A 19,654-nucleotide genomic window follows, 5' to 3' on the forward strand; every position below is an offset into this window, starting at 1 on the left:
ACGTCTTCGTCATCGGGCGGGGGCTGGGGAGCAGGCCCCCGACGACGCCCGGGGCGCCGGTCCGAACACCCCCTGAGGATCGCCCGTGATGCCGCGGTCGCGCTGGTACTGGAGGACGCCCTCGGCAGTGGCCTGGTCGAAGACCCCCGTCGCCGACACATAGGTGAATCCCTGGCGGAACAGGAAGTGCTGGAGGGACTCGACGTCCGGGCCGACGTCCCCACGGCTGAGCGAGTCGGGGCAACGGGGCTGAGGGGACGCACGGTGGGGCGGCGGGAGCGGGCCCCGCGCGGACCGGGGTTCCCGGGCCGGCTCTCCGCTCGGTCCGGGGGCGGGGGACTTCGGCGCGACACCGGCGGCGGGAGTCGACGGTGGGTCGGAAACGGGCGCTGCCGGTGTCGCGGGATCGGCCGCGATGGGCGACATGCCCGTGACGGCCGTCCGCGAGTCCAGGCAGCCGTTGCCCAGCGCCACGGTCAACGCGACCACGGCCAGCAGACCGACACCCACGGCGTCCGCGTGCGAGAGGAGCGACCCGCGCCGCACCGTGCGACCGCGGCGATGCCGCCTGCGTCCGTGACGGTGCCGGGGCCGTACCACCACCGGCCGATCCGGAGGCGTCGAACCGGGCGTCACCTGCTGCTCGTCGAAGAGCCGGGCCTGCGGCACGTACTCGATCCGGTCCTGCACGGTCGGTCGGACGAAGTGGGTGTAGGGCTCTGAGAGGACATCACGCGTGGGCGTGGGTGCGTTCATTGCGACATCGCCTTCAGGTACGTGCGGGTGGCCGCCTGCCATGGGCCGGACGACTCGTCGATCTGGTAGGTCCGTTGAGGCGATCCCGCTCGTCCAGGGCCCTTCTGAGGTGCCGCAGGCCGTGGTAGATCCGCGAGGTCACCGTGGCGTGCGGCAGGCCGAGGGCCTGCGCGGTCTGCCGGGTGGTACGTCCCGCCGTGTAGGACTCGACGATGGCCTCGCGGTAGGTGGGCGGTAGGCCGGCGAGGGCTTCCGCGACGGCCGCGAGCGATGCTCGGTCGGGAATCGATTCCTGCGCCCTTAGGAGCATGTCACCACTCTCTTGCTTCGTGTGGGGGAGCGATCGCCCTCGTTCGCCGATGCTACGTGCGCACCATGTGATTACCCTGGGTAACGCCCGGTTGGGGAGCCGACTTAGGGAGTGCTTAAGGATCACTTGAGGTTGTGGTCGGCCCTTCCCTTTCTCCGGGCACGTTTTCGCCCTGGATGCGCCAGAATGGTGTCCGTCGGCGGCCTGTGACGGACGGTCGCGAGCCGATCGGGACGAGGGGGACGTGTGGAGCGGAGTGAGGACCGGATACTCGCGGATGAACTCGCCCGTCTTGGCGCGGGGTTCGGGGGCGGTGGCCGGCTGGTCCGGCTGGTGGCCATGGGGATGAGGAAGAACGTCCACGAGATCGACCTCGTCGTCCCCCTGCCGTTCGGCGACGCCGTGAGGTACGTCTCCCAGCAGCTCCATCAGCTGGGGCACGCGGTGGAGGCCACGGAACTCGGCCCCGACACCGCCGCGGAGACCGTGCGCGTCGTCATGGGCGGCGGCGCGGCCGGCATGAACCCCGTGGTGGTCACGGCCGTGGTGTCCCAGGGGGGCGAGAACGGCGCGAAGGTCAGGCTGCGCGCCGCCGCCAAGGAAGGGCTGATCAAGCAGCGGGCGGGCGAGAAGACCGCCCACAGCGTTGCCGCCTTGCTGAGCAGGGCCGGCGGCGGCCCCGGCCGGGAGGCGTGAGGCCGGGCCCCCTACCGGTCGTTCCCTTCGCGGCCGTCCTCGAGGACGAGCAGTGGCTTGGCGCCACGCGCGGGCTGTTCGGCGAGCGAGATCGCCTCGGCGAAGCGCTCCAACGGGAACGGGCGGCCCTCGGGAATGCTCAGCACCCCGTCCAGGACGAGAGCGCGAACCTCGGACAGCGCGCGCAACACGTCCTCGGGTGAGGTGGTGGCGAACCAGCGGTTCAGCCAGAAGCCACGGACCGTCTTGGTCCCGTAGATGACCGAGTGCGCCGGCAACGGGATCGTCAGCGCCGCCGGGTCGGTCTGCCGGTGGGTGGACAGCGCGCCGTAGACCACGAGTTCTCCCCCCGGAGCCAGCGCCTGGGACACCTGCGCCCCCACCGGGCCCGCGACGCAATCGACGGCCTTGCGCACGCCGTCCGGCCCGGCGATCTCGGCCACGCGCCGGACCAGGTCCTCGTCCGCCGTGCACACGACCTCGTCACCGCCGAGCGCCGTGATCTCCTCGACGGCGTCGCGTCGCCGTACGACATTGATGGTGCGCACCCCCAGATGCCTGGACAGCTGGACGACGAGCCGCCCGACGGTGGAGCCCGCGGCCGTCTGCATCAGCCACTCGCCCGGCCGGACGTCCAGTGCGCGCGTCACGAGGAGCAGCGCGGTCAGGGGGTTGACGGCGAGTTGGCAGGCGCTGGAGTCGCTCAACCGGTCGGGGACCGGCAGGAGCCTGCCCACGTCGGCGACCAGGTGCTCCTGCCAGGTGCCGGCCACCTCGGGCCCGGGCACCGCGGGGACCGCGGCGACCACCACCCGCTCGCCGACCTCCACCCCGGCGGTGTCCGGTCCCAGAGCCTCGACGCGGCCCACGCACTCCATATGGCCCCCCACAGCGGGAAACGCGGGGGAGAAGCCGTAGCGGCCGCGCAGCACATGCAGATCACTGGCGTGGATCGGGGTCGCCCGCACGCGGACCAACGCCTGACCGGCCGCCGGTGCGGGTACGGGCCGTGACTCCAGCCGCAGGACGTCGGCGGGCTCGCCGACCCGTCCGGCGACGAGCGCGCGCATGGAGCGGGGCACGGCGGACCTCCCGTCTGAGACGTCCGGCGCGGCAGGCGTTCCGGACCGGCGCCACCGGGTGGCTCGTTCGGCCCGAGACTACGCGCACCGACGCGGCCCGGGAGCGGCTGACGCGCCGACCGTACGGCGGCGGGCGTAGGACTCGCGACCGGTCGATCCCGGGGCTGTGGGCCGATGCCGCACAGGTCGCCGCCCGCATACGCTGCCCCCGCCAGAACGTGACCGACGAGGAGGAGCCCCGCATGCCCGCCGGCGGCCAGAGCCACATCCGCATCGCCCGGCCGTCGCGAGACCTCGCGGCGGCGGAGCGCTTCTGGGTCGGCGGACTCGGGCTGAGCGTGCTGTTCCGAGCGCAGAGCGCGGGCCGACCGGACGCGCACGACCTGTTGATGGTCGGCTGGCCGGACGCCTCCTGGCACCTCGAACTCGTCCACGACGCCGCGGTCGAGCCGCGGCCCACGGAGGAGGACCTGCTCGTCGTCTACCTCGACGAGGAGGTGCCGGACGCCCTGCTCGCACGCCTGGAAGCCCATGGCGGCCGGCGCGTGCGGGCTCGAAACCCCTACTGGGACGTCTGGGGTGCCGGCGTCGAGGACCCGGACGGCTACCGGCTGGTCCTCAGCACCCGGGGCTGGAGCAACTCCTGATCCCCTCCGCCCTCCCGGGGCGGGCGCCCGGGAGCCGTCCCGCGATCACGGTGACGGCACCCCCACGACGGTCTCCCGGACCGCCGCGAGGAAGTCCTCGGTCCGAGGATGGCGAGGGTGGGCGGGGTGGGCGAGATAGACCGTGGCGGCGGGTGCGTCGGCGACCGGCACGAAGCGCACCCCGGGATGGCGGTGGCTCTCGGCCGTGCCCGCGGCGCCCAGTCCGAACGCGCCTCCGGTGGCGATGAGGTTCAGCCATTCGTCGACGTTGCCCACCTCGACCGTGTGGGCCGGGCGCTGCTCCGGCGGCCACAGGTCCGGTGACGCGGTGCCCGCGCCCGGCCACACGGCCAGTGGAAGGCTCGGGCCGGCGGTGAGGTCGGCCAGCAGCACGCGGTCCCGGCCGGCGAGGGGGTGGTCGTCGGGCAGGGCCGCGACCCGGTCCTCCGTGTAGAGGGCCTCGGTGCGGATGAGCGGGTCCGCGGGTGCCGCGCGGAGCACCGCCACGTCGGTGTCCCCGGTGGCCAGGCCCGCCGTCGTGTTGTCCTGCCGGATCACCTCCAGCCGGGTGTGCGGGTGCGTACGGCGCCATGAGCGGAGCAGCGGGACGGTCTGCTGCCCGAGGACCGCGCAGGTGTAGCCGAGCCGCAGCGGGCGGGACAGAGCACGGGTGTCCGCGAGAGCCGCGTCCAGATGGGCGAGGATCGCTCGCGCGTGTCCGCGCAGGGTGGCCCCGGCCGAGGTGAGGGCCAGGCTGCGGGAAGAGCGCTCGACGAGTCGGACGCCGACGCGGGCCTCCAGCTGGGCGAGCGTGCGGGACAGAGCCGGCTGCGTGATGTGCAGGAGGCCCGCGGCGGCGGTGATGGTGCCCGCCTCGGCCACCGCGTCCAGAGCCCTGAGGTGCCGCAGGTCCACATCATCCATGCCCGCAGAGCATAGTCCCTGCCCAAATGGCATTGGCGGGCTCGGGGGTGTGATCCGTAACGTCACTGATGCCGGGGAGATCCCGGTACTGGAGTCCGAGAGACGAGGGACGGTGGCCATGAGGATTCTTCTGGTCGGTGCGGGAGGCACGCTGGGCGGCGCGGTGCGCGCGGCGCTGAGCGGGCGAGGGCACGAGGTGATCGGTGTGGGCCGCACCGGCGGGGACCTGATCGCCGATGTCACCGACCCGGAGGCGGTGGCCGGGCTGTACGCGCAGGCGGGCCCGTTGGACGCGGTCGCGGTCACCGCGGGCGACGCCGTGTTCAAGCCGCTCGGGGACCTGACGGCCGACGACTTCGCCGCGACCTTCCGCGGCAAGGCGCTCAGCCAGCTGGAGCTGGTGCGCCAGGGCGCGTCGCATGTCGCCGGGACCGGGTCGTTCACCCTGGTCAGTGGGGTGCTGTCCGAGGAGCCGATCGCGGCCGGTGCCGCCGCGTCGGCGGCGAACGGCGCCGTGGAGGCGTTCGTGCGGGCCGCCGCGATCGAGCTGCCGCCCCAGCGGATCAACGCGGTGAGCCCCACCGTGGTCGAGGAGTCCCTGCCCGCCTACGGTCCCTTCTTCCTGGGGATGGAGGCGGTCCCGGTGTCCCGTGTGGCGACGGCGTACGTCCGCTCGATCGAGGGTGCGCAGACGGGGCAGATCTACCGCGTGCGCTAGCGGGTGCGCCTTCCTCCGGGCCAGGCGGTGCGGGGCGAGAAGTTCGACCGACACGTCACTCTTGATGGGCCGTCAGATTCGGTGATGGGATGTGCGGCACTGCCGTACGCGCCATGCCGGAGGTCGCCGTGCACCGCCTTCTCGCCGCCGCTGTCTGCTCGCTCTTACTCGCCGCGGGCATGCCCGCGGCGGCCTCCGGCGCGCCCGCCATGGCCGCGGGCGCGCCCGTCGCTCCGGCTCCACCGGGCGTGCCGCGGCTCACCGACGACCACGGCCGCGTGCTCACGCTCCACGGCTGGAACATCGAGGACAAGAGCCACCGGGGCGACCAGGCCCTGTCCGCGATCACCGAACGCCATCTGCGGGACATGCGCGCCCAGGGCTTCGACTTCGCCCGGCTGCTGGTGTTCTGGGACGACCTGGAGCCGAGGAGGGGCCACTACAGCGAGGCGTACCTGCGCAGGATCGAACGGATCCTCGACTGGGCCGAGGCCTGTGGCATCAAGGTCGTGATCGACGCCCACCAGGACGTGTTCGGGCCGGCCTTCGGCCATCGCGGCATCCCCGGGTGGGCGACGCGGACCGACGGCCTCTCCTTCACCCCGCATCCGGACGACTGGTTCGCCGAGTACTACGAGCCCGCCGTGCAGCGGGCGTTCACGCATCTGTACGAGGACCAGGACCTGCGGCGGGCGCAGGCCCGTATGTGGCGGGTGCTGGCCGCGCGCTTCGCGGACCATCCCGCCGTGCTCGGGTACGACCTGATCAACGAGCCGATGGGGGAGATGGCCCAGGGCGAGGACCTGCCGTCCGCCGCCCGGCGCGTCGAACGGGAACAGCTCACGCCGATGTACAACCGGCTTGCCCGCGCGGTCCGTTCGGTCGACCGGCGCGCCTGGCTGTTCGTGGAGCCGACCCCGATCGTGGGCGAGGGCGTGCCCACCGGCCTCGGCACGATCGAGGACCGCAGGGTCGTCTACGCGCCGCACTTCTACAACGCCGCGATGGAGGCGGGCAGGGACTACGATCCTGCGGCCGGCTGGATCGAGGCGTACGAGGCGGCCGTCACGGCGTACCCGCGCGCCCACCGGATCCCGGTGGTGGTGGGGGAGTGGGGCCCGCCCGACAGCTCCCTGCCGAACATGGGCCGGTTCTACCGCGACGCGCTGTCCTCGCTCGCCCGCTACAGCTCCGGCTGGGCGGGCTACGTGTGGTGCTACGGCGGCGGCTACTGCGCGGTGGACGAGGCGGGCCGGTTCCGCGCGAACAAGGAACAGACGGCGGCGCCGTACGCCCCGGCGGTCGCCGGGGCGGTGCGCGGTGAGGCGTGGGACCCCGTCGCCGGGGTGTACCGGCTGTCGTACGACGCCCGTGCGGGTGCCACGCGGTTGTCCTTGCCGTCGGGTGGGCGGGGGTGGCGCATCGAGGTGTCGGGTGGTGAGCGGCGGGGCGACCGGGTGTACGCGAGGCCGGGGTCGCGCGTGGACGTGACCGTCGAACGGGGCTGACACCCCGGTCTCGGGTCCGTCAGGGGAAGGTGGAATCCGTCAGGGGAGGGCGGAAGGGTCGAGGGGCGGGCCGGAGTCCGCGGTCCCGCGGAGCCACTGGGTGACGACCGCGTCGATGAACCCGTCGGTGACCTCGATCCCCTCGATGAGCAGGCGGAAGAGCACGGGTGAGGTGAGCAGCGCGTACTCGTCGGCCGTGACCTGGCGGCCGGAGGGTTCCAGCAGGATGTTGAAGGCCGCGTGCCGGTCCTCGACGATCCTCGTCAGCGCCTGAGCGCTGTCCGGGTCGTGGTCGGTCTGCGCGATGACGGCGTGGACCGCGGCGCGGGTGGGCCGGTCACCGAGTCCCGCGCGGAGGCTGACCAGCCAGGCCGTCGCGACGGTCCGCACCTCGCCTCCGGGCTCGGGGTAGCCCACCTCGGGGCCCTCCAGCAGAAGATCCGACAGCAGGTTCGCCCGGCTGGGCCAGTGGCGGTAGAGGGTCTGCCGGGTGACGGCGGCGCGCTCGGCCAGCAGGGCGTAGGTCAGACCGGCCGGGCCGACCTCGGGCAGCAGGGCACGGGCCACCGACAGCACACGGGCGCGGGTGCGCTGTACCCGCGGATTGGTCGGGGTCGGGCGGCGCCGGTGGTTCGACATGCGGTGATCCTATACACGCTCCCCTGTAAATCATACGCAGTGTGTGATACACAGGATCAGTAATCATACGAACTGCATGATTCGAGTCCTGCTCCGTCCCGTCCGCTCCGCGGCGGCCCGGACGCCGGCGGCTCGGCGGCTCAGAGAGGAACCCAGGCATGAAGCGACTGCAGTACCGGCGCCGCGGCGGACCCGACGTGCTCGAATGGGCCGAGGTCGACGAGCCCGCACCCGGGCCGAAGGAGATCGTCGTGGAGGTCAGGGCCGCCTCGATCAACCCGACGGACATCAAGATGCGCACCGGCGAGCTGGGCGTGGCGAACATGTTCGAGCCCTCTCCGAGGGGCATGGGGCTCGACTTCGCCGGTGTGGTCCGCGCCGTCGGCCGGGACGTCTCGGCGTTCGTGACGGGCGACGCGGTGACGGGGCTGACCGCCCCCCGGTCCCGGAGCTTCGCGGACCTGGTCAAGGTCGGGGCGGACAAGGTGCGCCGGATCCCGGACGGCATGGACTTCGCCGCGGCGAGCACCCTGCCGATGGGTGCCGCCACGGCGGCGAAGGTGGCCGCCAAGTACCTCACGCCGCGCGACGGCAGGGCGGACCACCGGGTCGCCGTGCTCGGAGCGGGCGGAGGGATCGGCCTCTACGCCGTTCAGTTCGCCCGTGACGCCGGCGCGCTCGTGACCGCGGTGGCCGGGGGTGCGGCGGCCGACACGCTCGGTTCGTTCGGCCTGGACGCGGTCCTCGACTACCGGACGCAGTCCCTCGCCGGGAGCGGCAGGCGCTACGACGCCGTCGTCGACCTGTCGGCCACGTACACCTATGGCGACGTCGAGGCGGCGCTCACCGCGAACGGCCGGTTCCACACGATGACGCCGGGTCCGGGGCACCTGTGGGATCTGGCGACCAAGCGGCGGGCCAGGCCCGCGTTCGCGATCGCCGACGCCGACGGCCTGGACCGGGCCATCGCGGCCGTCGGGGCGAAGCGCCTGCTCGCCGACGTCGGGGCGACCTTCGCGATGCGGGACGCCATCGAGGTGCTGCGCGACTTCGAGAGCGGTCGACTCAAGGCGGTCGGCAAGGTCGTCCTCACGCGACCCTGAGGGCCCTCCCGCCGTCGCCGGCGGGTCGGCGCGCGGCGTCGGAAGCGGCGCATCGCACGGCGGGGGTGTCCGCGCGCCGGGCCCGCCCGGGCGATCCGACGACGCGGCGAGGTGCCGCACCCGACGCCGCGCGCCCGCAGGCGAGCGCGGGACGGCCCTCAGTGGGCCTGTACGTCGGCCGCCGCGGCGTTCGCCCGCTCCGTGACCAACCTCAACACCCGCCCCGTGACCGCCAGTTCCTCGGCCGGGATGCCGGCGTACAGCCGGGCGGCGATCTCGACGCCCTCGGCCGCTGTGTTCGCGTGCGCCTCCCGTCCGGAGCCGGTGAGCCTGACCCGGGACGCCTCGGCCGGGTCCTCCTCCACCAGCCGCGCGGCCGCCAGCTCCTCGATCACGTCGCGCACGGCCGACTCGTCGGCCTTCAACGACCCGACGACGCCCGCGACGAGTTTCTCGCGGGAGAGGGAGCCGCCCGCGACCGCGACGACCCGCAGCGCGACGCTCTGCTCGAACGTGACGCCGTGGCGGGCCAGCGCGCCCTCCAGAAGGGCGCGCGCCGCGTAGTGGGCCAGGGCCACGACCCGGCCGTCGACAGGGGGTTGTCCGGTGCTGGTCATGACTGCTCCTTCAGGTTCGTCGGATGCGGATCGAGGGACACGTCGAGCAGGGTCGACAGCTCGCGGGTGAACTCCCTCGCGCGCGGGCCGTCCTGGCCTCCCAGGGGTGCCAGCAGTCGGTCCAACAGCCCTTGGACCACGTCGATGGCGCGCCCCGTCACGTCGACCCCCCGCTCGGTGAGCGTGAGTCGCATGGCGCGGGGGTCGTCCGGGTCCCGGCTGCGGTCCACGAGACCCGCGTCCTCCAGGGCGCGGGCGAGCTTGGAGACGTAGAGCGACTCCAGCCCGGTGTGATCGGCCAGTTGGCGCTGACTGGGCCGCAGTCCGGACCGCCGCAGACCGTGGAGCGAAGCCATCAGCGCGTACTGGGCGTGGGTCAGGCCCAAGGGCGCGACCGCCCGGTCGACGGCCACCCGCCATTTCATCGACAGGCGCCAGACGAGAAATCCCGCCGTGGCGTTCTCGGTTGCTGGACTCATGGCAGATAGCGTACATGGCTACTATGTACATGGCTACTGTTTCCCCGCAGTGAGCGCACCGGGAGCGGTCGGAGCCGGGAAATGGAAACGGGGAGTTGTCCCCATTTCGTGCTAGTGTCACCGGACATCCGAACGGGGGATGGTCCCCGTTTCTGTCCGGGAGCCGCCGATGCGCGCACAGCACTCCACCGTCCAGCTCGCCGACCTCACCGACGACTTCATTGCCGACCCCTACTCCGCCTTCGCCGCACTGCGCTCCCGAGGGCCGGTCCACCACGTGCGATTCCCCACCGGGGACGAGTCGTGGCTGGTGGTCGGACACGAGGAGGTGCGCGCCGCGTTCGCCGACCCCAGGCTGCGCAACGACGTGCGGCACTCCGCCGACTTCGAGGACGACGGGCTGTACGCGGTGGGCCGGAACATGCTCCAGGTCGATCCGCCCGACCACACCCGCCTGCGGACGCTGGTCGCTCGCGCGTTCACCGCCCGTCGGGTCCAGGCGCTGCGGCCCCGGGTCCAGGAGGCGGCCGGCGCGCTCCTGGACGCTGTGGTCGCCGACGGCCGTACCGACCTCGTGGCCTCGTACGCCCATCCGCTCCCGCTCGCCATCATCTGTGAGCTGCTCGGCGTGCCGGGCGTGGACCGGGCCGCGTTCCGGGCGTGGTCCACGCGCCTCGTCGCCCTCGACGACGCGGAGAGTTCCTCACGCGCCATGGGGGAGATGGCCGCGTACCTCGCGACACTGGTGGAAGAGAAACGACGGTCGCGTAACGCGCCGGAGAGCGACCTGCTGCACGCCCTGGTCCGCGACCACGACGGGGACGGTGCCGACCGGCTCACCCCGCAGGAACTGCTCGGCATGGCCTTCCTGCTGCTCGTCGCGGGGCACGAGACCACGGTCAACCTCATCGCCAACGCCGTTCACCTGCTGCTCGGCCACCCCGAGCAACTCGCCGTCCTCCGTGCCGATCCCGAGCTGCTGCGGGGCGCCGTGGAGGAGACGCTCCGCTTCGAACCGCCCGTGCCGGCGGGCACCTACCGCTACACCGCCGAACCGGTCACCCTCGGCGGCACCCAGATACCGGCGGGTGCGCGTGTCGTGCTCTCCCTCGCCGCCGCCAACCGCGACCCCGCGCGCTTCCCCGCCCCCGAACGGTTCGACATCCGCCGCGATCCCACCGCTACCCGCGCCCACCTGGCCTTCGGGCACGGCGTGCACCACTGCCTGGGTGCCCCCCTGGCCCGCCTGGAGGCGACCGTGGCCCTGCGCGTCCTGCTGGACCGCCTCCCCGGCCTGGCCTTCGACGGCGACGGCGCACCGCGCTGGCGTACCAGCCTCATGCGGGGTCTGTGCGAGCTGCCGGTGCGCTGGTAGGTAGGAACGGCCCCGCCCACCCGCTCGGCGGTAGCATCCGTACCGGGGAGCGCTCTCCGGTACGGGGGGCGGGACGCCGAAGAAGGGGACACGATGGACGGCCACGCGCCGACGGGGCGCCGCGACGCGTTGCGCAACCGGAAGCTGCTGACGCGGACGGCCCGCGAGGTCTTCGCCGAACAGGGGCTGGACGCACCTCTCGACGTCATCGCCCGGCGCGCGGGCGTGGGCAACGCGACCCTCTACCGCCACTTCCCCTCCCGCGCCGCGCTCGTGGACGAGGTCTTCCGGGACGCTCTCACCGAGACCATGGCCGCCGGCACACGAGCACGCGGCACCGAGGACGCCTGGACAGGGCTGACGCGGTACCTGCACACCGTGTTCGCGGCGCTCGCCGCGGACCGCGGCACCAACGACCTCATGACCACGAGCCTGGAAGGCGTGACCTCTCTGGAGGCCGTCCACGCCCACAACCGGGACACCATCACGGACCTGCTCCGCCGCGGCCAGGCGCAGGGCACCGTCCGCCCGAGCCTCACCACCGAGGACGTCCTTCTCGCCCTCGCGGCGCTGGGCCGGGTCGTGCCCGCGCTCGGCACCGTCGCCCCAGACGCCTGGACCCGCCCGCTGGCCCTGCTTCTCGACGGATTCCGCGCCCACCCTGCCGTACCGTCCCTGCCCGCGCCGTCCCTGACCTCCACCCAGCTCGGCGACGTCCTCGTAGAGCTCGGCCCGCACCGCGGGCAGTGAGGGATCCGGCCCGGGGGCCGCGACCGGATCGGGCCAACCGCGGGTCTGCAGGCCGATCCGTCAACGGGTGCGTCGCGGGTGACCGCCTATGCTGACTACAAGGCAGTAGTCAGCCCGCCCCGGATCCGGGCGGGGAACGGAGACGGTCGCGTGACGGACACCGAGGGTGAGCGCAGGCCCGCGGGCGAACTGGAGGCCCATGTGCTCGCGGCGCTGTGGGCGGCCGAGGCGCCGCAGTCGGCCGCCCAGGTCAGGGCGGCGATCCCGCAGGGCCTGGCGCGCACCACGGTGGCGACCCTGCTGGGGCGGCTGTGCGACAAGGGGATGGTGGGTCGCGAGCCCGGCCGACGCGGATTCGTCTACTTCGCCGTGCAGGACGCACACGGACTGACCGCCAGACGCATGCACCGCGAGCTCGACCAGGGCGGCGGTGACCGCGGCCTCACGCTGGCCCGGTTCGTCGAGGGGCTCGACCCGCGCGACGAGGCGGAACTGCGGCGCCTGCTGGACGGGGACCGCCCGTGATCGCCCTCCTTCTGATCCCTCTGCTGCTGCCGTGGCTGCTGCCACCACTGGCGCGGCGGACCGCGGAGCGGGTGCGCCCGGACGTCGCCCTGTGCGCGATCACCGGCGCCGCGGCCGCGCTGGCCCTGGGGGTGCTCGCCTGCCTCGGCGCCCTGCTGCTTCCGCTCGCCCTCCGCCTTCCCCTCCTCGCCGCCTTCGCGCACCTGCTCCACCCCCTCCAGGCGGGTCCGGCCGTCCTCGTCTCCGGGGTCTCCGTGCTCGCGGCCGGCGCCCTCGTCGTGACCGTGATCGCCGGGGCACGGGGCGTGGCGGCGGAAGCGGTGCGGCTGCGGGCCACCCACCGACGCGTCGCCGAACTGCCGGAGGCGGGGGGCATGTGCGTGCTCGACGACGACCGGCCGGACGCCTTCGCCCTGCCCGGCGGCCTGGGGTCGGCGGGCAGGGTCGTGGTGACCGCGGGCATGCTCCGGGCGCTCGACCCGCAGGAACGCCGGGCGCTCCTCGGCCACGAACGCGCCCACCTGGTCTGTCGCCACCACCTGTTCCTGGCGGTCGCGCAGCTCGCCGGCTGGTGCCATCCGGCCCTGGCCGCCGTCGTCCCCGATGTCTCCTTCGCCGCCGAGCGCGCCGCCGACGAGGTCGCGGCCCGGGTGTGCGGAGACCGTCGGCTGACCGCCCGAGCCGTCGGACACGCGGCCCTGGCCGCGAACGCCCACCGAGCCGGGGACCGGCTGCCGGCCGTCGCCGCCGGAGCGGCCACCGGTCCCGTACCCGCACGGGTCAGAGCACTGCTCGCCCAGGCTCCCGTACGGCGTGTGGCCCCGGCCGTGATCGCCATGGCCCTCCTGTGCGCCACGGCGGGCGCGTCGTCCCTCGCCGGAGCCGTCTGGCTGCATCGCGGCGTCGAAGTCGCACAGGGCGAGCAGTCCTCCGAGTGACACCACCCCCTCGCCCGGGGCCGGACCGACGGTCGGCCTCCACCGGGCGGCAGGGGGCGCGGGTGCCGGCCGGTCAGCGGCGGATCAGGCCGAGGCCGGTGGCGGTGGCGACGGCGGCGGTGCGGGAGTCGACGTCGAGCTTGGCGTAGACGCGGGCCAGGTGGGACTTGACCGTGCCCTCGGTCAGGTGGAGGCGGTCGCCGACGGCCTGGTTGGACAGGCCCTCGGCGACCAGCGCGAGGACCTCGGTCTCGCGCCGGGTCAGGGCGGTGCCAGGGGTGCGCAGCCGGTTCATCAACCGGTCGGCGACGGTGGGCGCCAGGGTGGTGCGGCCCGCCGCCGCCGTGCGCACGGCGGCGGCCAGGTCCTCGGGCGGCGCGTCCTTGAGGAGGTAGCCGGTGGCGCCCGCCTCGATGGCGGGCAAGGTGTCGGCGTCGGTGTCGTAGGTGGTGACGATCAGCACGCGGGGTGCGCCGGGGCGGGCGGTGATGGCGGCGGTCGCCTCGGCGCCGTTCATCCCCCTGCCGAACTGGAGGTCCATGAGCACGACGTCGATGTCGCCTCCGGCGGCGCGGACGACGGCGTCCTCGGCGGTGGCGGCCTCGGCCACCACGGCGATCCCGTCCTCGGTCTCCAGGACGGCGCGGAGCCCGGCCCGTACGACGGGGTGGTCGTCGGCCAGGAGCAGGCGGATGGGGGTGTCGGTCACGGGCGGGCCTCGGGTGCGGGAGCGGGGGTGGGGTCGAGGGGAAGTCGGGCGGTCAGGGTGGTGCCGTGGCCGGGGGCGGACGCGACGGTGAGGGTGCCGCCGAGCGCGTGCACGCGGGCCCGCATGGCGCCCAGTCCGAACCCGCCGACCTCCGGGTCCGGGACAGGAAGCAGGTCGGGGTCGAAACCGTGTCCGTCGTCGGCGACGGACACGGCGACGTGGTCGCCGAGGTGGCTGAGGGTGACGTCGGCGGTTGCGGCACCGGCGTGGCGGACGGTGTTGGCGAGGGCGGACTGGGCGACGCGCAGCAGGACGACCTCGTGCGCGGTCGGCAGCGGCCGAGGGGCGCCCGTGAGGTGGAGGCGCGCGGTGATCCCGTGGCGGGCACCGGTGGTGGCGCACAGGCGCTCCAGGGCGCCGACCAGGGTGGTGTCCTCCAGCGCGGGCGGAGCGAGCGCGGCGACGAACCGGCGGGCCTCGGCGAGGCTGTCCACCGCGGCCTGCCGTGCCTGGACGACATGGCGGACGGCGTTCCCCGGCGCGTCCGGCAGGGCTCGTTCGGCGGCGCGCAGCAGCAGCTGGATGCTGGAGAGCCCCTGGGCCAGGGTGTCGTGGATCTCGCGGGCCAGCCGTTCGCGTTCGGCCAGCACACCGGCGGAGTGCTGCGCGGCGGCCAGGTCGGCGCGGGTGGCCGTGAGCTCCTCGATCAGGCGCCTGCGCTGCTCGCTCTCCCGGTACAGGGCCTGGTACCCCCACACCACCGCGACCGCCACGGCGGCGCCCAGGGCCGGTCCGATCGCCATGGCCGCGCTGAAGGAGCCCTGGTGCGCGGCGAAGCCGGTGACGGCCGCCGCCGCGGTGGCCGCCACCGCGGCCAGGCCGGCGCGCCGGGACAGCAGGTGGAGCTGCAGGAAGTACAACGGGAACGCCACCCACACCGCGTCGGGGGTCTGCGCCAGCAGCACCAGCCAGACGGCGCCCACGGCGGCCAGCCACAGTGCCGCGGCGCGCCGCGAGCGGTGCACCCGGGGCAGCCAGGGCCCGGCCGCGTAGACCAGGGCGCAGCCCGCGGCCGTGACGGTGATCGGTGCGGCGTGCGGGCGGTCCCCGGCGACGGCCCGGCCGGCGGCCAGGGCGAGCAGGGCGACGACCAGGAGATGCAGGCACCAGGCCAGGGTGCGGGTGGTCGGGGTCAGGGCGGGGGCGGTGGTCTTCACAGTCCCTCCAGGCTAAAGAAACGTTCCGCCCGGGGCCTCCATCGAAAGGTACAAGCCGCGTGCCGCCTTGCGGCCCGCGGAGTGCCGCCCTGCGCCGGACGCGCGCACGGGGGCCCGACGGCGACCCTTGGGCCACACCCGCTTCGACCCCTGAAAGGACGGGCCAAGGCCGTGTTCGTCGCCTGGAGAGACCTGAGGTTCGCCAAGGGGCGCTTCGCCCTGATGGGAGCCGTCGTCGTCCTGATCACCCTGCTGGTCGGACTGCTGTCCGGACTGACGGCCGGACTGGGCCGGCAGAACACGTCCGCGATCACGGGACTGCCCGCCGACCGCATCGCGTTCCAGGCTCCCGGCGACGGCCAGGAACTCTCCTACTCCGACTCCACCGTCACCCGGCGGCAGTGGCGGCAGTGGTCCCGGGCGCCCGGCGTCGAAAGCGCCGAACCTCTGGGGATCACCACGACCAGGGCGACGGCCGGGGACAGGAGCACCGCGGTCTCCGCCTTCGGTGTCGAGCCCGGCTCGGCCCTCGCCCCGGACGGCGGCAGGATCAGTGACAGCGCGGTGGTGCTGTCCACCGCGGCCGCCGACGGCCTCGGCACGCGGGCCGGCGACTCGCTCACCCTGGCCGGGCAGCGGCTGAGGGTGGCCGCGGTCGAGGGGGACGCCTCCTTCAGCCACACCCCGGTGATCTGGACCAGCCTGGACGTCTGGCGGAACGCCGCACGGTCCACCGGGGGAGGGCAGGGCCCGACCGCCACCGTCATCGCCCTGACCACCGCCTCGGGGGCGGACACGGCCGCCGTCGACCGGCAGGCCGGCACGAGGACGGTCACCCTCGGGGAGTCGCTGTCCGCCATCGGCTCCTACGCCTCCGAGAACGGCTCCCTCCAACTGATGCGCGGCTTCCTGTTCGCCATCTCCGCTCTCGTCGTCGGCGCCTTCTTCACCGTGTGGACCATCCAGCGCAGCGGCGACGTCGCCGTCCTCAAGGCGCTCGGCGCCTCCACCGCCGGCCTGCTCAAGGACGCGCTCGGCCAGGCCGTCGTCCTGCTGGCCGGCGGCACGCTGATCGGCACCGGCACCGCCGCCGCCCTGGGAGCGCTCGTCGCCGGCTCGGCCGTGCCCTTCCTCCTCACGCCCGCCACCGTCCTGGTCCCGGCCGCCGTGATGATCATCCTCGGCGTTCTCGGGGCCGCCCTGTCCATCCGCCGCATCACCTCCGTCGACCCGCTGACCGCCCTGGGGAGCGCACGATGAGCCTCACGCTGACCGACGTCACCCTCACCTATCCCGACGGCGACACCCGGCTGACCGCTCTGGACCGGGTCGACCTGGAGGTCCCCGGAGGCACCCTGACCGCCGTGGTCGGCCCCTCCGGCTCCGGCAAGTCCAGCCTGCTCGCCGTCGCCGCGACCCTGATCGCGCCGGACCGCGGCACCGTCACCGTCGACGGCGTCCCCACCACCGGCATGACCCGCGGCGAACTCGCCGAGCTGCGCCGTCACACGATCGGCATCGTCTTCCAGCAGCCCAACCTGCTGCCCTCCCTCACGGCCGCCGAACAGCTCCAGGTCATGGCGCAGATCGACGGACGCAAGCCCCGCGACGCCCGGCGCCGGGCCGTGGAACTCCTCGACGCCGTCGGCCTGGCGGACCAGGCGGGCCGACGGCCCCACCAGCTCTCCGGCGGCCAGCGCCAGCGCGTCAACATCGCCCGCGCCCTGATGAACGCCCCCACCGTCCTGCTGGTCGACGAACCCACCAGCGCCCTCGACCACGAACGCGGCGCCGCCGTCATCGACCTGATCACCCGCCTCACCCACCAGCGGGCCACCGCCACCGTCCTGGTCACCCACGACCGCACCCACCTCAGGGCCGTCGACCGGGTCGCCGAGGTACGGGACGGACGGCTCACCGTCCCTGCCGCGGCGACCTGAGCCGCGGCAGGGCGAGCGGAGGCGCTCCTTGACGACCGTCGGCCCATCCGCCGGCCCGCCCCGGAAGCCGCCCGCCGGGAGCCGCGTCCGCTCAGAAGGTGACGTCGGAGCAGGCGTAGAACGCGTTGCCCGTGTCGGCGATCGTCCAGACCGCGAGGACCACGTGGTGTCCGGACAGGCCGGTGGGCAGGACACCCGCGTGGCTGACGGTGCTCGGCGGGCGCCGGCCGTCGTAGGGGACGGTCAGGAACGGGGTGGTGTCGAGGTCCGAGCGGGACAGGGGGTGGTTCTGGTTCCAGCCCTGCCGGGTGAGGTAGTACCGGAAGTCGGTGGTGGCGTGCGAGGCGGTGAACTGCCACCGGAAGGTGTAGGACTGACCGCCCGTCACCCTGGTGGTGGGCCACGGTGCGCCGGACGGAGTCGTCGGTGAGCTGAGCTGGGCGAAACGGCTGAGGCCGCCGTTGCAGATCTGCCCGTCGGCAGGGCCCGTCGCGGGGAAGCCCTTCGGGCCCTCGACGCTCTGCGGCTCGTACTGTATTCCGCCGCAGTTCGCCACGGTGCCGATCGCGCACAGCTTCTGTCGGCTGAGGGGGAGGTCGGTGTAGCCGTGGCTGTGGGCGCTACCGGTGGAGAGCACGAGGGCTCCGGTGGTGGCAAGGCCCAGTACGAGCGCGGAGAGTCTGGTCCGTGTGCGCATGCTGCCGCTCCTGGAGAACGTGGGGGAGGCTCGGTGAGCTGTACAGGTCTAGACCAAGTCGCAGCATAGAGGCGGCCGTTGAAGGTGTCCATGTCGATGGCGGGGCACGTCGAGGGTGGTGGGGTCGAGCCCGCCCGGGGCGCGGACGGAATACGGCCCGCCCGGGTTCTCCTCCGTACGTCTCTTTCCGCGTACGCCGCGAGTCGCATCAAGTCCGCCCCGCAGACGGATCCGCCCACGCATCGTCCGCGAAAGGGTCTTCCTGTCACGCCAGTTGATCGAGAGGAACCGTCATCGTGCGGATAGGAACCATCGCACCCCTGGCCGCGGCGGGGGTCATGGCGACCCTTGTCCCCGTCCTCGCCCCTGCCCCGGCGCACGCGGCCGGCGTGCCGCGCGCGTTCGAGACCCAGAGACCCGCCTGGCACCGCTGCGACACCTCCCTGCCCGCCACCTTCCAGTGCGCGACGATCAAGGTGCCGCTGGACTACAGCCGCCCCGACGGCAAGACCTTGCGGCTGGCCATCTCCCGCATCAGGACGAGCGACCCCGCCAAGCGGCGCGGCGCGCTCGTCTTCAACCCCGGCGGTCCGGGCGGCGAGGGCCTCGACATGCCGGCCCTCATGAAGCCCATGCTGCCCAAGGACGTCCGGGACCGGTACGACCTCGTCGGGTTCGACCCGCGCGGCGTGGGCCGCAGCAGCCCGCTCACCTGCGGCCTGACGACCACCGAACGGAACACCGAACACCCCTACCACCCGGCGACGTTCGACAAGGACGTCACGTGGGCCCGGACCGTCGCCGAGAAGTGCCGCGCGAAGAACGGCGCCACGCTGCCGTACATCACCACCCGGAACACCGCGCGGGACATGGACGTCCTTCGTGCGGTCGTGGGCGCGAAGAAGCTCTCCTACCTCGGCTACTCCTACGGCACCTACCTGGGCGCCGTCTACGCCCAGATGTTCCCCGCGCGGACCGACCGGTTCGTGCTGGACAGCGCGGTCGACCCGGCCCGGGTGTGGCGCGGCATGATCCAGGTGTGGGCCGAGGGCACCGAGCCCGCGTTCGCCCGCTGGGCCGAGTGGACCGCCCGGCACGACCACGACTACAAGCTGGGCGACACCCCGGCGAAGGTGAAGAAGGCCTTCTGGGACCTGGTCGCCCTGGCCGACCGCCACCCGGTCGACGACGGCACCGGCACCAGACTCACCGGCGACGACATCCGCTCCCTGCTCCGCCCGCAGTTCTTCACCCCGAAGGAGGCGGCCCGGACCGTCGCGGACCTGAAGAAGTCGGCCGCCGGACACCCGGTGGCGCACCCGTCCGCCGCACCGCACGACGGGCGTCCCGCGCCCGGCGCCTTCGCGCGCGCCGCGCAGCCGCCGGCCGACAACGACTCCGCCGTCCTGTGGAGCGTGATCTGCGGCGACACGGCGGCCTGGCCGCACGACCCCGAGCAGTACCGGCGCGACGCGATCCGCGACAAGGCCCGGTACCCGCTCTACGGCGACTTCGGCTCCGCCATCACGCCCTGCGCGTTCTGGGGCAAGCCGGCCGAGCCCGTCACCAAGGTGGACAGCCGCGTGGGCCTGCTCACCGTGCAGAACCAGTGGGATCCCCAGACCCCCCTGACCAGCGGCCTCGGCATGCACCGCGCCCTGAGGGGATCGCGCATGGTGTACGTCGAGGGCGGCGAGGGCCACGGCGTCTACGCGGGAAACCCGCGCCTGTGCGCCGACCGCACGGTCGACTCCTACCTGGCCACCGGCAAGCTGCCCGCACACGACGTCACGTGCAAGGCGGCCCCCGGCACGAACTCCCGGGCCGGACAGGGCGACGCCCCCGTGGCGCCCCACTCCGCCGGAGCGCCCCGGTTCTGACCGGCCTCACGCGTTCGTGACGCCGAAGCCCGCCGCCCGGCGCGCGCGATGATCCGGCGGCGAACCACCGGACCTGCCCATGGAGGAGACTCTCCATGGGCAGGTCCGCCGACGCGCGCGCCACTGCCTCATCCGGGCCTCGCG

At 73.7% G+C, this 19,654-nt stretch carries 22 protein-coding genes; 12 read left to right on the forward strand and 10 right to left on the reverse strand.

Going from position 1 to position 19,654, the window contains the following annotated elements; translation table 11 throughout:
• Nucleotides 1–9 precede the first annotated feature (9 nt).
• Together AB0C59_RS10185 and AB0C59_RS10190 are read right to left on the reverse strand one after the other, a co-directional pair.
• Entirely contained in the window at nucleotides 10–756 is a 747-nt protein-coding gene (locus AB0C59_RS10185; RefSeq protein WP_363002609.1) for a peptidoglycan-binding domain-containing protein, read from the reverse strand.
• Between the two features lie 13 nt (nucleotides 757–769).
• On the reverse strand, nucleotides 770–1,066 hold the full coding sequence (locus AB0C59_RS10190) for a sigma factor-like helix-turn-helix DNA-binding protein (protein WP_363002611.1): 297 nt from the start codon (nucleotides 1,064–1,066) through the stop codon (nucleotides 770–772).
• Nucleotides 1,067–1,312: 246 nt separating this feature from the next.
• Here AB0C59_RS10190 and AB0C59_RS10195 point away from each other — a divergent pair, with 246 nt between their 5' ends.
• Nucleotides 1,313–1,762, forward strand: coding sequence for a hypothetical protein (locus AB0C59_RS10195; RefSeq protein WP_363002613.1), 450 nt, complete (start codon nucleotides 1,313–1,315; stop codon nucleotides 1,760–1,762).
• 11 nt (nucleotides 1,763–1,773) lie between these two features.
• On the opposite strand, the gene AB0C59_RS10200 is transcribed toward AB0C59_RS10195, so the two are convergent.
• Nucleotides 1,774–2,844, reverse strand: a complete 1,071-nt coding sequence (locus AB0C59_RS10200) for a zinc-dependent alcohol dehydrogenase family protein (RefSeq protein WP_363002614.1) — start codon at nucleotides 2,842–2,844, stop codon at nucleotides 1,774–1,776.
• Between the two features lie 242 nt (nucleotides 2,845–3,086).
• Here AB0C59_RS10200 and AB0C59_RS10205 point away from each other — a divergent pair, with 242 nt between their 5' ends.
• Nucleotides 3,087–3,491 (forward strand): VOC family protein, encoded by a 405-nt coding sequence (locus tag AB0C59_RS10205; protein WP_363002615.1) that lies wholly within the window; start codon nucleotides 3,087–3,089, stop codon nucleotides 3,489–3,491.
• Nucleotides 3,492–3,536: 45 nt separating this feature from the next.
• On the opposite strand, the gene AB0C59_RS10210 is transcribed toward AB0C59_RS10205, so the two are convergent.
• The gene (locus AB0C59_RS10210) at nucleotides 3,537–4,415 is read right to left on the reverse strand and encodes a LysR family transcriptional regulator (protein WP_363002616.1); all 879 of its coding nucleotides are present in this window, start codon (nucleotides 4,413–4,415) and stop codon (nucleotides 3,537–3,539) included.
• Between the two features lie 118 nt (nucleotides 4,416–4,533).
• Between AB0C59_RS10210 and AB0C59_RS10215 the strand changes: the two genes are divergently transcribed.
• Nucleotides 4,534–5,133 (forward strand): short chain dehydrogenase, encoded by a 600-nt coding sequence (locus AB0C59_RS10215; protein ID WP_363002618.1) that lies wholly within the window; start codon nucleotides 4,534–4,536, stop codon nucleotides 5,131–5,133.
• An 89-nt stretch (nucleotides 5,134–5,222) separates the two neighbouring features.
• On the forward strand, nucleotides 5,223–6,641 hold the full coding sequence (locus tag AB0C59_RS10220; RefSeq protein ID WP_363002620.1) for a cellulase family glycosylhydrolase: 1,419 nt from the start codon (nucleotides 5,223–5,225) through the stop codon (nucleotides 6,639–6,641).
• A gap of 39 nt (nucleotides 6,642–6,680) precedes the next feature.
• Here AB0C59_RS10220 and AB0C59_RS10225 read toward each other — a convergent pair whose 3' ends face one another.
• Nucleotides 6,681–7,280: a TetR/AcrR family transcriptional regulator gene (locus AB0C59_RS10225; RefSeq protein ID WP_363002622.1), complete on the reverse strand. Its 600-nt coding sequence runs from the start codon at nucleotides 7,278–7,280 to the stop codon at nucleotides 6,681–6,683.
• A 158-nt stretch (nucleotides 7,281–7,438) separates the two neighbouring features.
• Here AB0C59_RS10225 and AB0C59_RS10230 point away from each other — a divergent pair, with 158 nt between their 5' ends.
• Nucleotides 7,439–8,383 (forward strand): zinc-binding dehydrogenase, encoded by a 945-nt coding sequence (locus AB0C59_RS10230; RefSeq protein WP_363002624.1) that lies wholly within the window; start codon nucleotides 7,439–7,441, stop codon nucleotides 8,381–8,383.
• Between the two features lie 158 nt (nucleotides 8,384–8,541).
• Here the strand turns inward: AB0C59_RS10230 and AB0C59_RS10235 are convergent, their stop codons facing one another.
• Both AB0C59_RS10235 and AB0C59_RS10240 read right to left on the reverse strand, forming a co-directional pair.
• On the reverse strand, nucleotides 8,542–9,000 hold the full coding sequence (locus AB0C59_RS10235) for a MarR family transcriptional regulator (protein WP_363002626.1): 459 nt from the start codon (nucleotides 8,998–9,000) through the stop codon (nucleotides 8,542–8,544).
• Nucleotides 8,997–9,479 (reverse strand): MarR family transcriptional regulator, encoded by a 483-nt coding sequence (locus AB0C59_RS10240; protein ID WP_363002628.1) that lies wholly within the window; start codon nucleotides 9,477–9,479, stop codon nucleotides 8,997–8,999. Before AB0C59_RS10240 ends, AB0C59_RS10235 begins: the two co-directional genes overlap by 4 nt.
• A 169-nt stretch (nucleotides 9,480–9,648) precedes the next feature.
• Here AB0C59_RS10240 and AB0C59_RS10245 point away from each other — a divergent pair, with 169 nt between their 5' ends.
• The 4 genes from AB0C59_RS10245 to AB0C59_RS10260 all read left to right on the forward strand — a co-directional run bounded on the left by AB0C59_RS10245 (nucleotide 9,649) and on the right by AB0C59_RS10260 (nucleotide 13,067).
• Entirely contained in the window at nucleotides 9,649–10,854 is a 1,206-nt protein-coding gene (locus AB0C59_RS10245; RefSeq protein WP_363002630.1) for a cytochrome P450, read from the forward strand.
• A gap of 93 nt (nucleotides 10,855–10,947) precedes the next feature.
• The gene (locus AB0C59_RS10250) at nucleotides 10,948–11,604 is read left to right on the forward strand and encodes a helix-turn-helix domain-containing protein (protein ID WP_363002632.1); all 657 of its coding nucleotides are present in this window, start codon (nucleotides 10,948–10,950) and stop codon (nucleotides 11,602–11,604) included.
• Nucleotides 11,605–11,754: 150 nt separating this feature from the next.
• Entirely contained in the window at nucleotides 11,755–12,129 is a 375-nt protein-coding gene (locus AB0C59_RS10255; protein ID WP_363002634.1) for a BlaI/MecI/CopY family transcriptional regulator, read from the forward strand.
• A complete protein-coding gene (locus AB0C59_RS10260; protein ID WP_363002636.1) occupies nucleotides 12,126–13,067 on the forward strand; it encodes a M56 family metallopeptidase in 942 nt (313 codons plus the stop codon). The genes AB0C59_RS10255 and AB0C59_RS10260 overlap by 4 nt, the downstream gene beginning before the upstream one ends.
• Before the next feature lie 73 nt (nucleotides 13,068–13,140).
• Here the strand turns inward: AB0C59_RS10260 and AB0C59_RS10265 are convergent, their stop codons facing one another.
• Together AB0C59_RS10265 and AB0C59_RS10270 are read right to left on the reverse strand one after the other, a co-directional pair.
• Nucleotides 13,141–13,776, reverse strand: coding sequence for a response regulator transcription factor (locus AB0C59_RS10265; protein ID WP_363002638.1), 636 nt, complete (start codon nucleotides 13,774–13,776; stop codon nucleotides 13,141–13,143).
• Nucleotides 13,773–14,993, reverse strand: coding sequence for a sensor histidine kinase (locus tag AB0C59_RS10270; RefSeq protein WP_363002640.1), 1,221 nt, complete (start codon nucleotides 14,991–14,993; stop codon nucleotides 13,773–13,775). The genes AB0C59_RS10265 and AB0C59_RS10270 overlap by 4 nt, the downstream gene beginning before the upstream one ends.
• A 171-nt stretch (nucleotides 14,994–15,164) precedes the next feature.
• On the opposite strand from AB0C59_RS10270, the gene AB0C59_RS10275 reads away from it, so the two are divergent.
• The gene (locus tag AB0C59_RS10275) at nucleotides 15,165–16,253 is read left to right on the forward strand and encodes an ABC transporter permease (RefSeq protein WP_363002642.1); all 1,089 of its coding nucleotides are present in this window, start codon (nucleotides 15,165–15,167) and stop codon (nucleotides 16,251–16,253) included.
• Nucleotides 16,250–16,933 carry an ABC transporter ATP-binding protein gene (locus tag AB0C59_RS10280; protein ID WP_363002644.1) on the forward strand — a complete coding sequence of 228 codons (684 nt, stop codon included), beginning with the start codon at nucleotides 16,250–16,252 and terminating at the stop codon, nucleotides 16,931–16,933. The genes AB0C59_RS10275 and AB0C59_RS10280 overlap by 4 nt, the downstream gene beginning before the upstream one ends.
• A gap of 91 nt (nucleotides 16,934–17,024) precedes the next feature.
• Here the strand turns inward: AB0C59_RS10280 and AB0C59_RS10285 are convergent, their stop codons facing one another.
• Nucleotides 17,025–17,630: a lytic polysaccharide monooxygenase gene (locus AB0C59_RS10285; protein ID WP_363002646.1), complete on the reverse strand. Its 606-nt coding sequence runs from the start codon at nucleotides 17,628–17,630 to the stop codon at nucleotides 17,025–17,027.
• Between the two features lie 338 nt (nucleotides 17,631–17,968).
• Between AB0C59_RS10285 and AB0C59_RS10290 the strand changes: the two genes are divergently transcribed.
• Nucleotides 17,969–19,510 (forward strand): alpha/beta hydrolase, encoded by a 1,542-nt coding sequence (locus AB0C59_RS10290; protein ID WP_363002853.1) that lies wholly within the window; start codon nucleotides 17,969–17,971, stop codon nucleotides 19,508–19,510.
• Nucleotides 19,511–19,654: the final 144 nt, after the last annotated feature.

The organism is Streptomyces sp. NPDC048664 (assembly GCF_040650555.1).
Taxonomy (GTDB): domain Bacteria; phylum Actinomycetota; class Actinomycetes; order Streptomycetales; family Streptomycetaceae; genus Streptomyces.

What these genes read in the sequence shown, in the direction of transcription:
- AB0C59_RS10185 (WP_363002609.1), bottom strand. Translation starts at nt 756, where the DNA reads ATGAACGCACCCACGCCCACGCGTGATGTCCTCTCAGAGCCCTACACC.
- AB0C59_RS10190 (WP_363002611.1), bottom strand. Translation starts at nt 1,066, where the DNA reads ATGCTCCTAAGGGCGCAGGAATCGATTCCCGACCGAGCATCGCTCGCG.
- AB0C59_RS10205 (WP_363002615.1), top strand. Translation starts at nt 3,087, where the DNA reads ATGCCCGCCGGCGGCCAGAGCCACATCCGCATCGCCCGGCCGTCGCGA.
- AB0C59_RS10210 (WP_363002616.1), bottom strand. Translation starts at nt 4,415, where the DNA reads ATGGATGATGTGGACCTGCGGCACCTCAGGGCTCTGGACGCGGTGGCC.
- AB0C59_RS10215 (WP_363002618.1), top strand. Translation starts at nt 4,534, where the DNA reads ATGAGGATTCTTCTGGTCGGTGCGGGAGGCACGCTGGGCGGCGCGGTG.
- AB0C59_RS10220 (WP_363002620.1), top strand. Translation starts at nt 5,223, where the DNA reads ATGTGCGGCACTGCCGTACGCGCCATGCCGGAGGTCGCCGTGCACCGC.
- AB0C59_RS10225 (WP_363002622.1), bottom strand. Translation starts at nt 7,280, where the DNA reads ATGTCGAACCACCGGCGCCGCCCGACCCCGACCAATCCGCGGGTACAG.
- AB0C59_RS10230 (WP_363002624.1), top strand. Translation starts at nt 7,439, where the DNA reads ATGAAGCGACTGCAGTACCGGCGCCGCGGCGGACCCGACGTGCTCGAA.
- AB0C59_RS10235 (WP_363002626.1), bottom strand. Translation starts at nt 9,000, where the DNA reads ATGACCAGCACCGGACAACCCCCTGTCGACGGCCGGGTCGTGGCCCTG.
- AB0C59_RS10240 (WP_363002628.1), bottom strand. Translation starts at nt 9,479, where the DNA reads ATGAGTCCAGCAACCGAGAACGCCACGGCGGGATTTCTCGTCTGGCGC.
- AB0C59_RS10245 (WP_363002630.1), top strand. Translation starts at nt 9,649, where the DNA reads ATGCGCGCACAGCACTCCACCGTCCAGCTCGCCGACCTCACCGACGAC.
- AB0C59_RS10250 (WP_363002632.1), top strand. Translation starts at nt 10,948, where the DNA reads ATGGACGGCCACGCGCCGACGGGGCGCCGCGACGCGTTGCGCAACCGG.
- AB0C59_RS10280 (WP_363002644.1), top strand. Translation starts at nt 16,250, where the DNA reads ATGAGCCTCACGCTGACCGACGTCACCCTCACCTATCCCGACGGCGAC.
- AB0C59_RS10285 (WP_363002646.1), bottom strand. Translation starts at nt 17,630, where the DNA reads ATGCGCACACGGACCAGACTCTCCGCGCTCGTACTGGGCCTTGCCACC.
- AB0C59_RS10290 (WP_363002853.1), top strand. Translation starts at nt 17,969, where the DNA reads ATGGCGACCCTTGTCCCCGTCCTCGCCCCTGCCCCGGCGCACGCGGCC.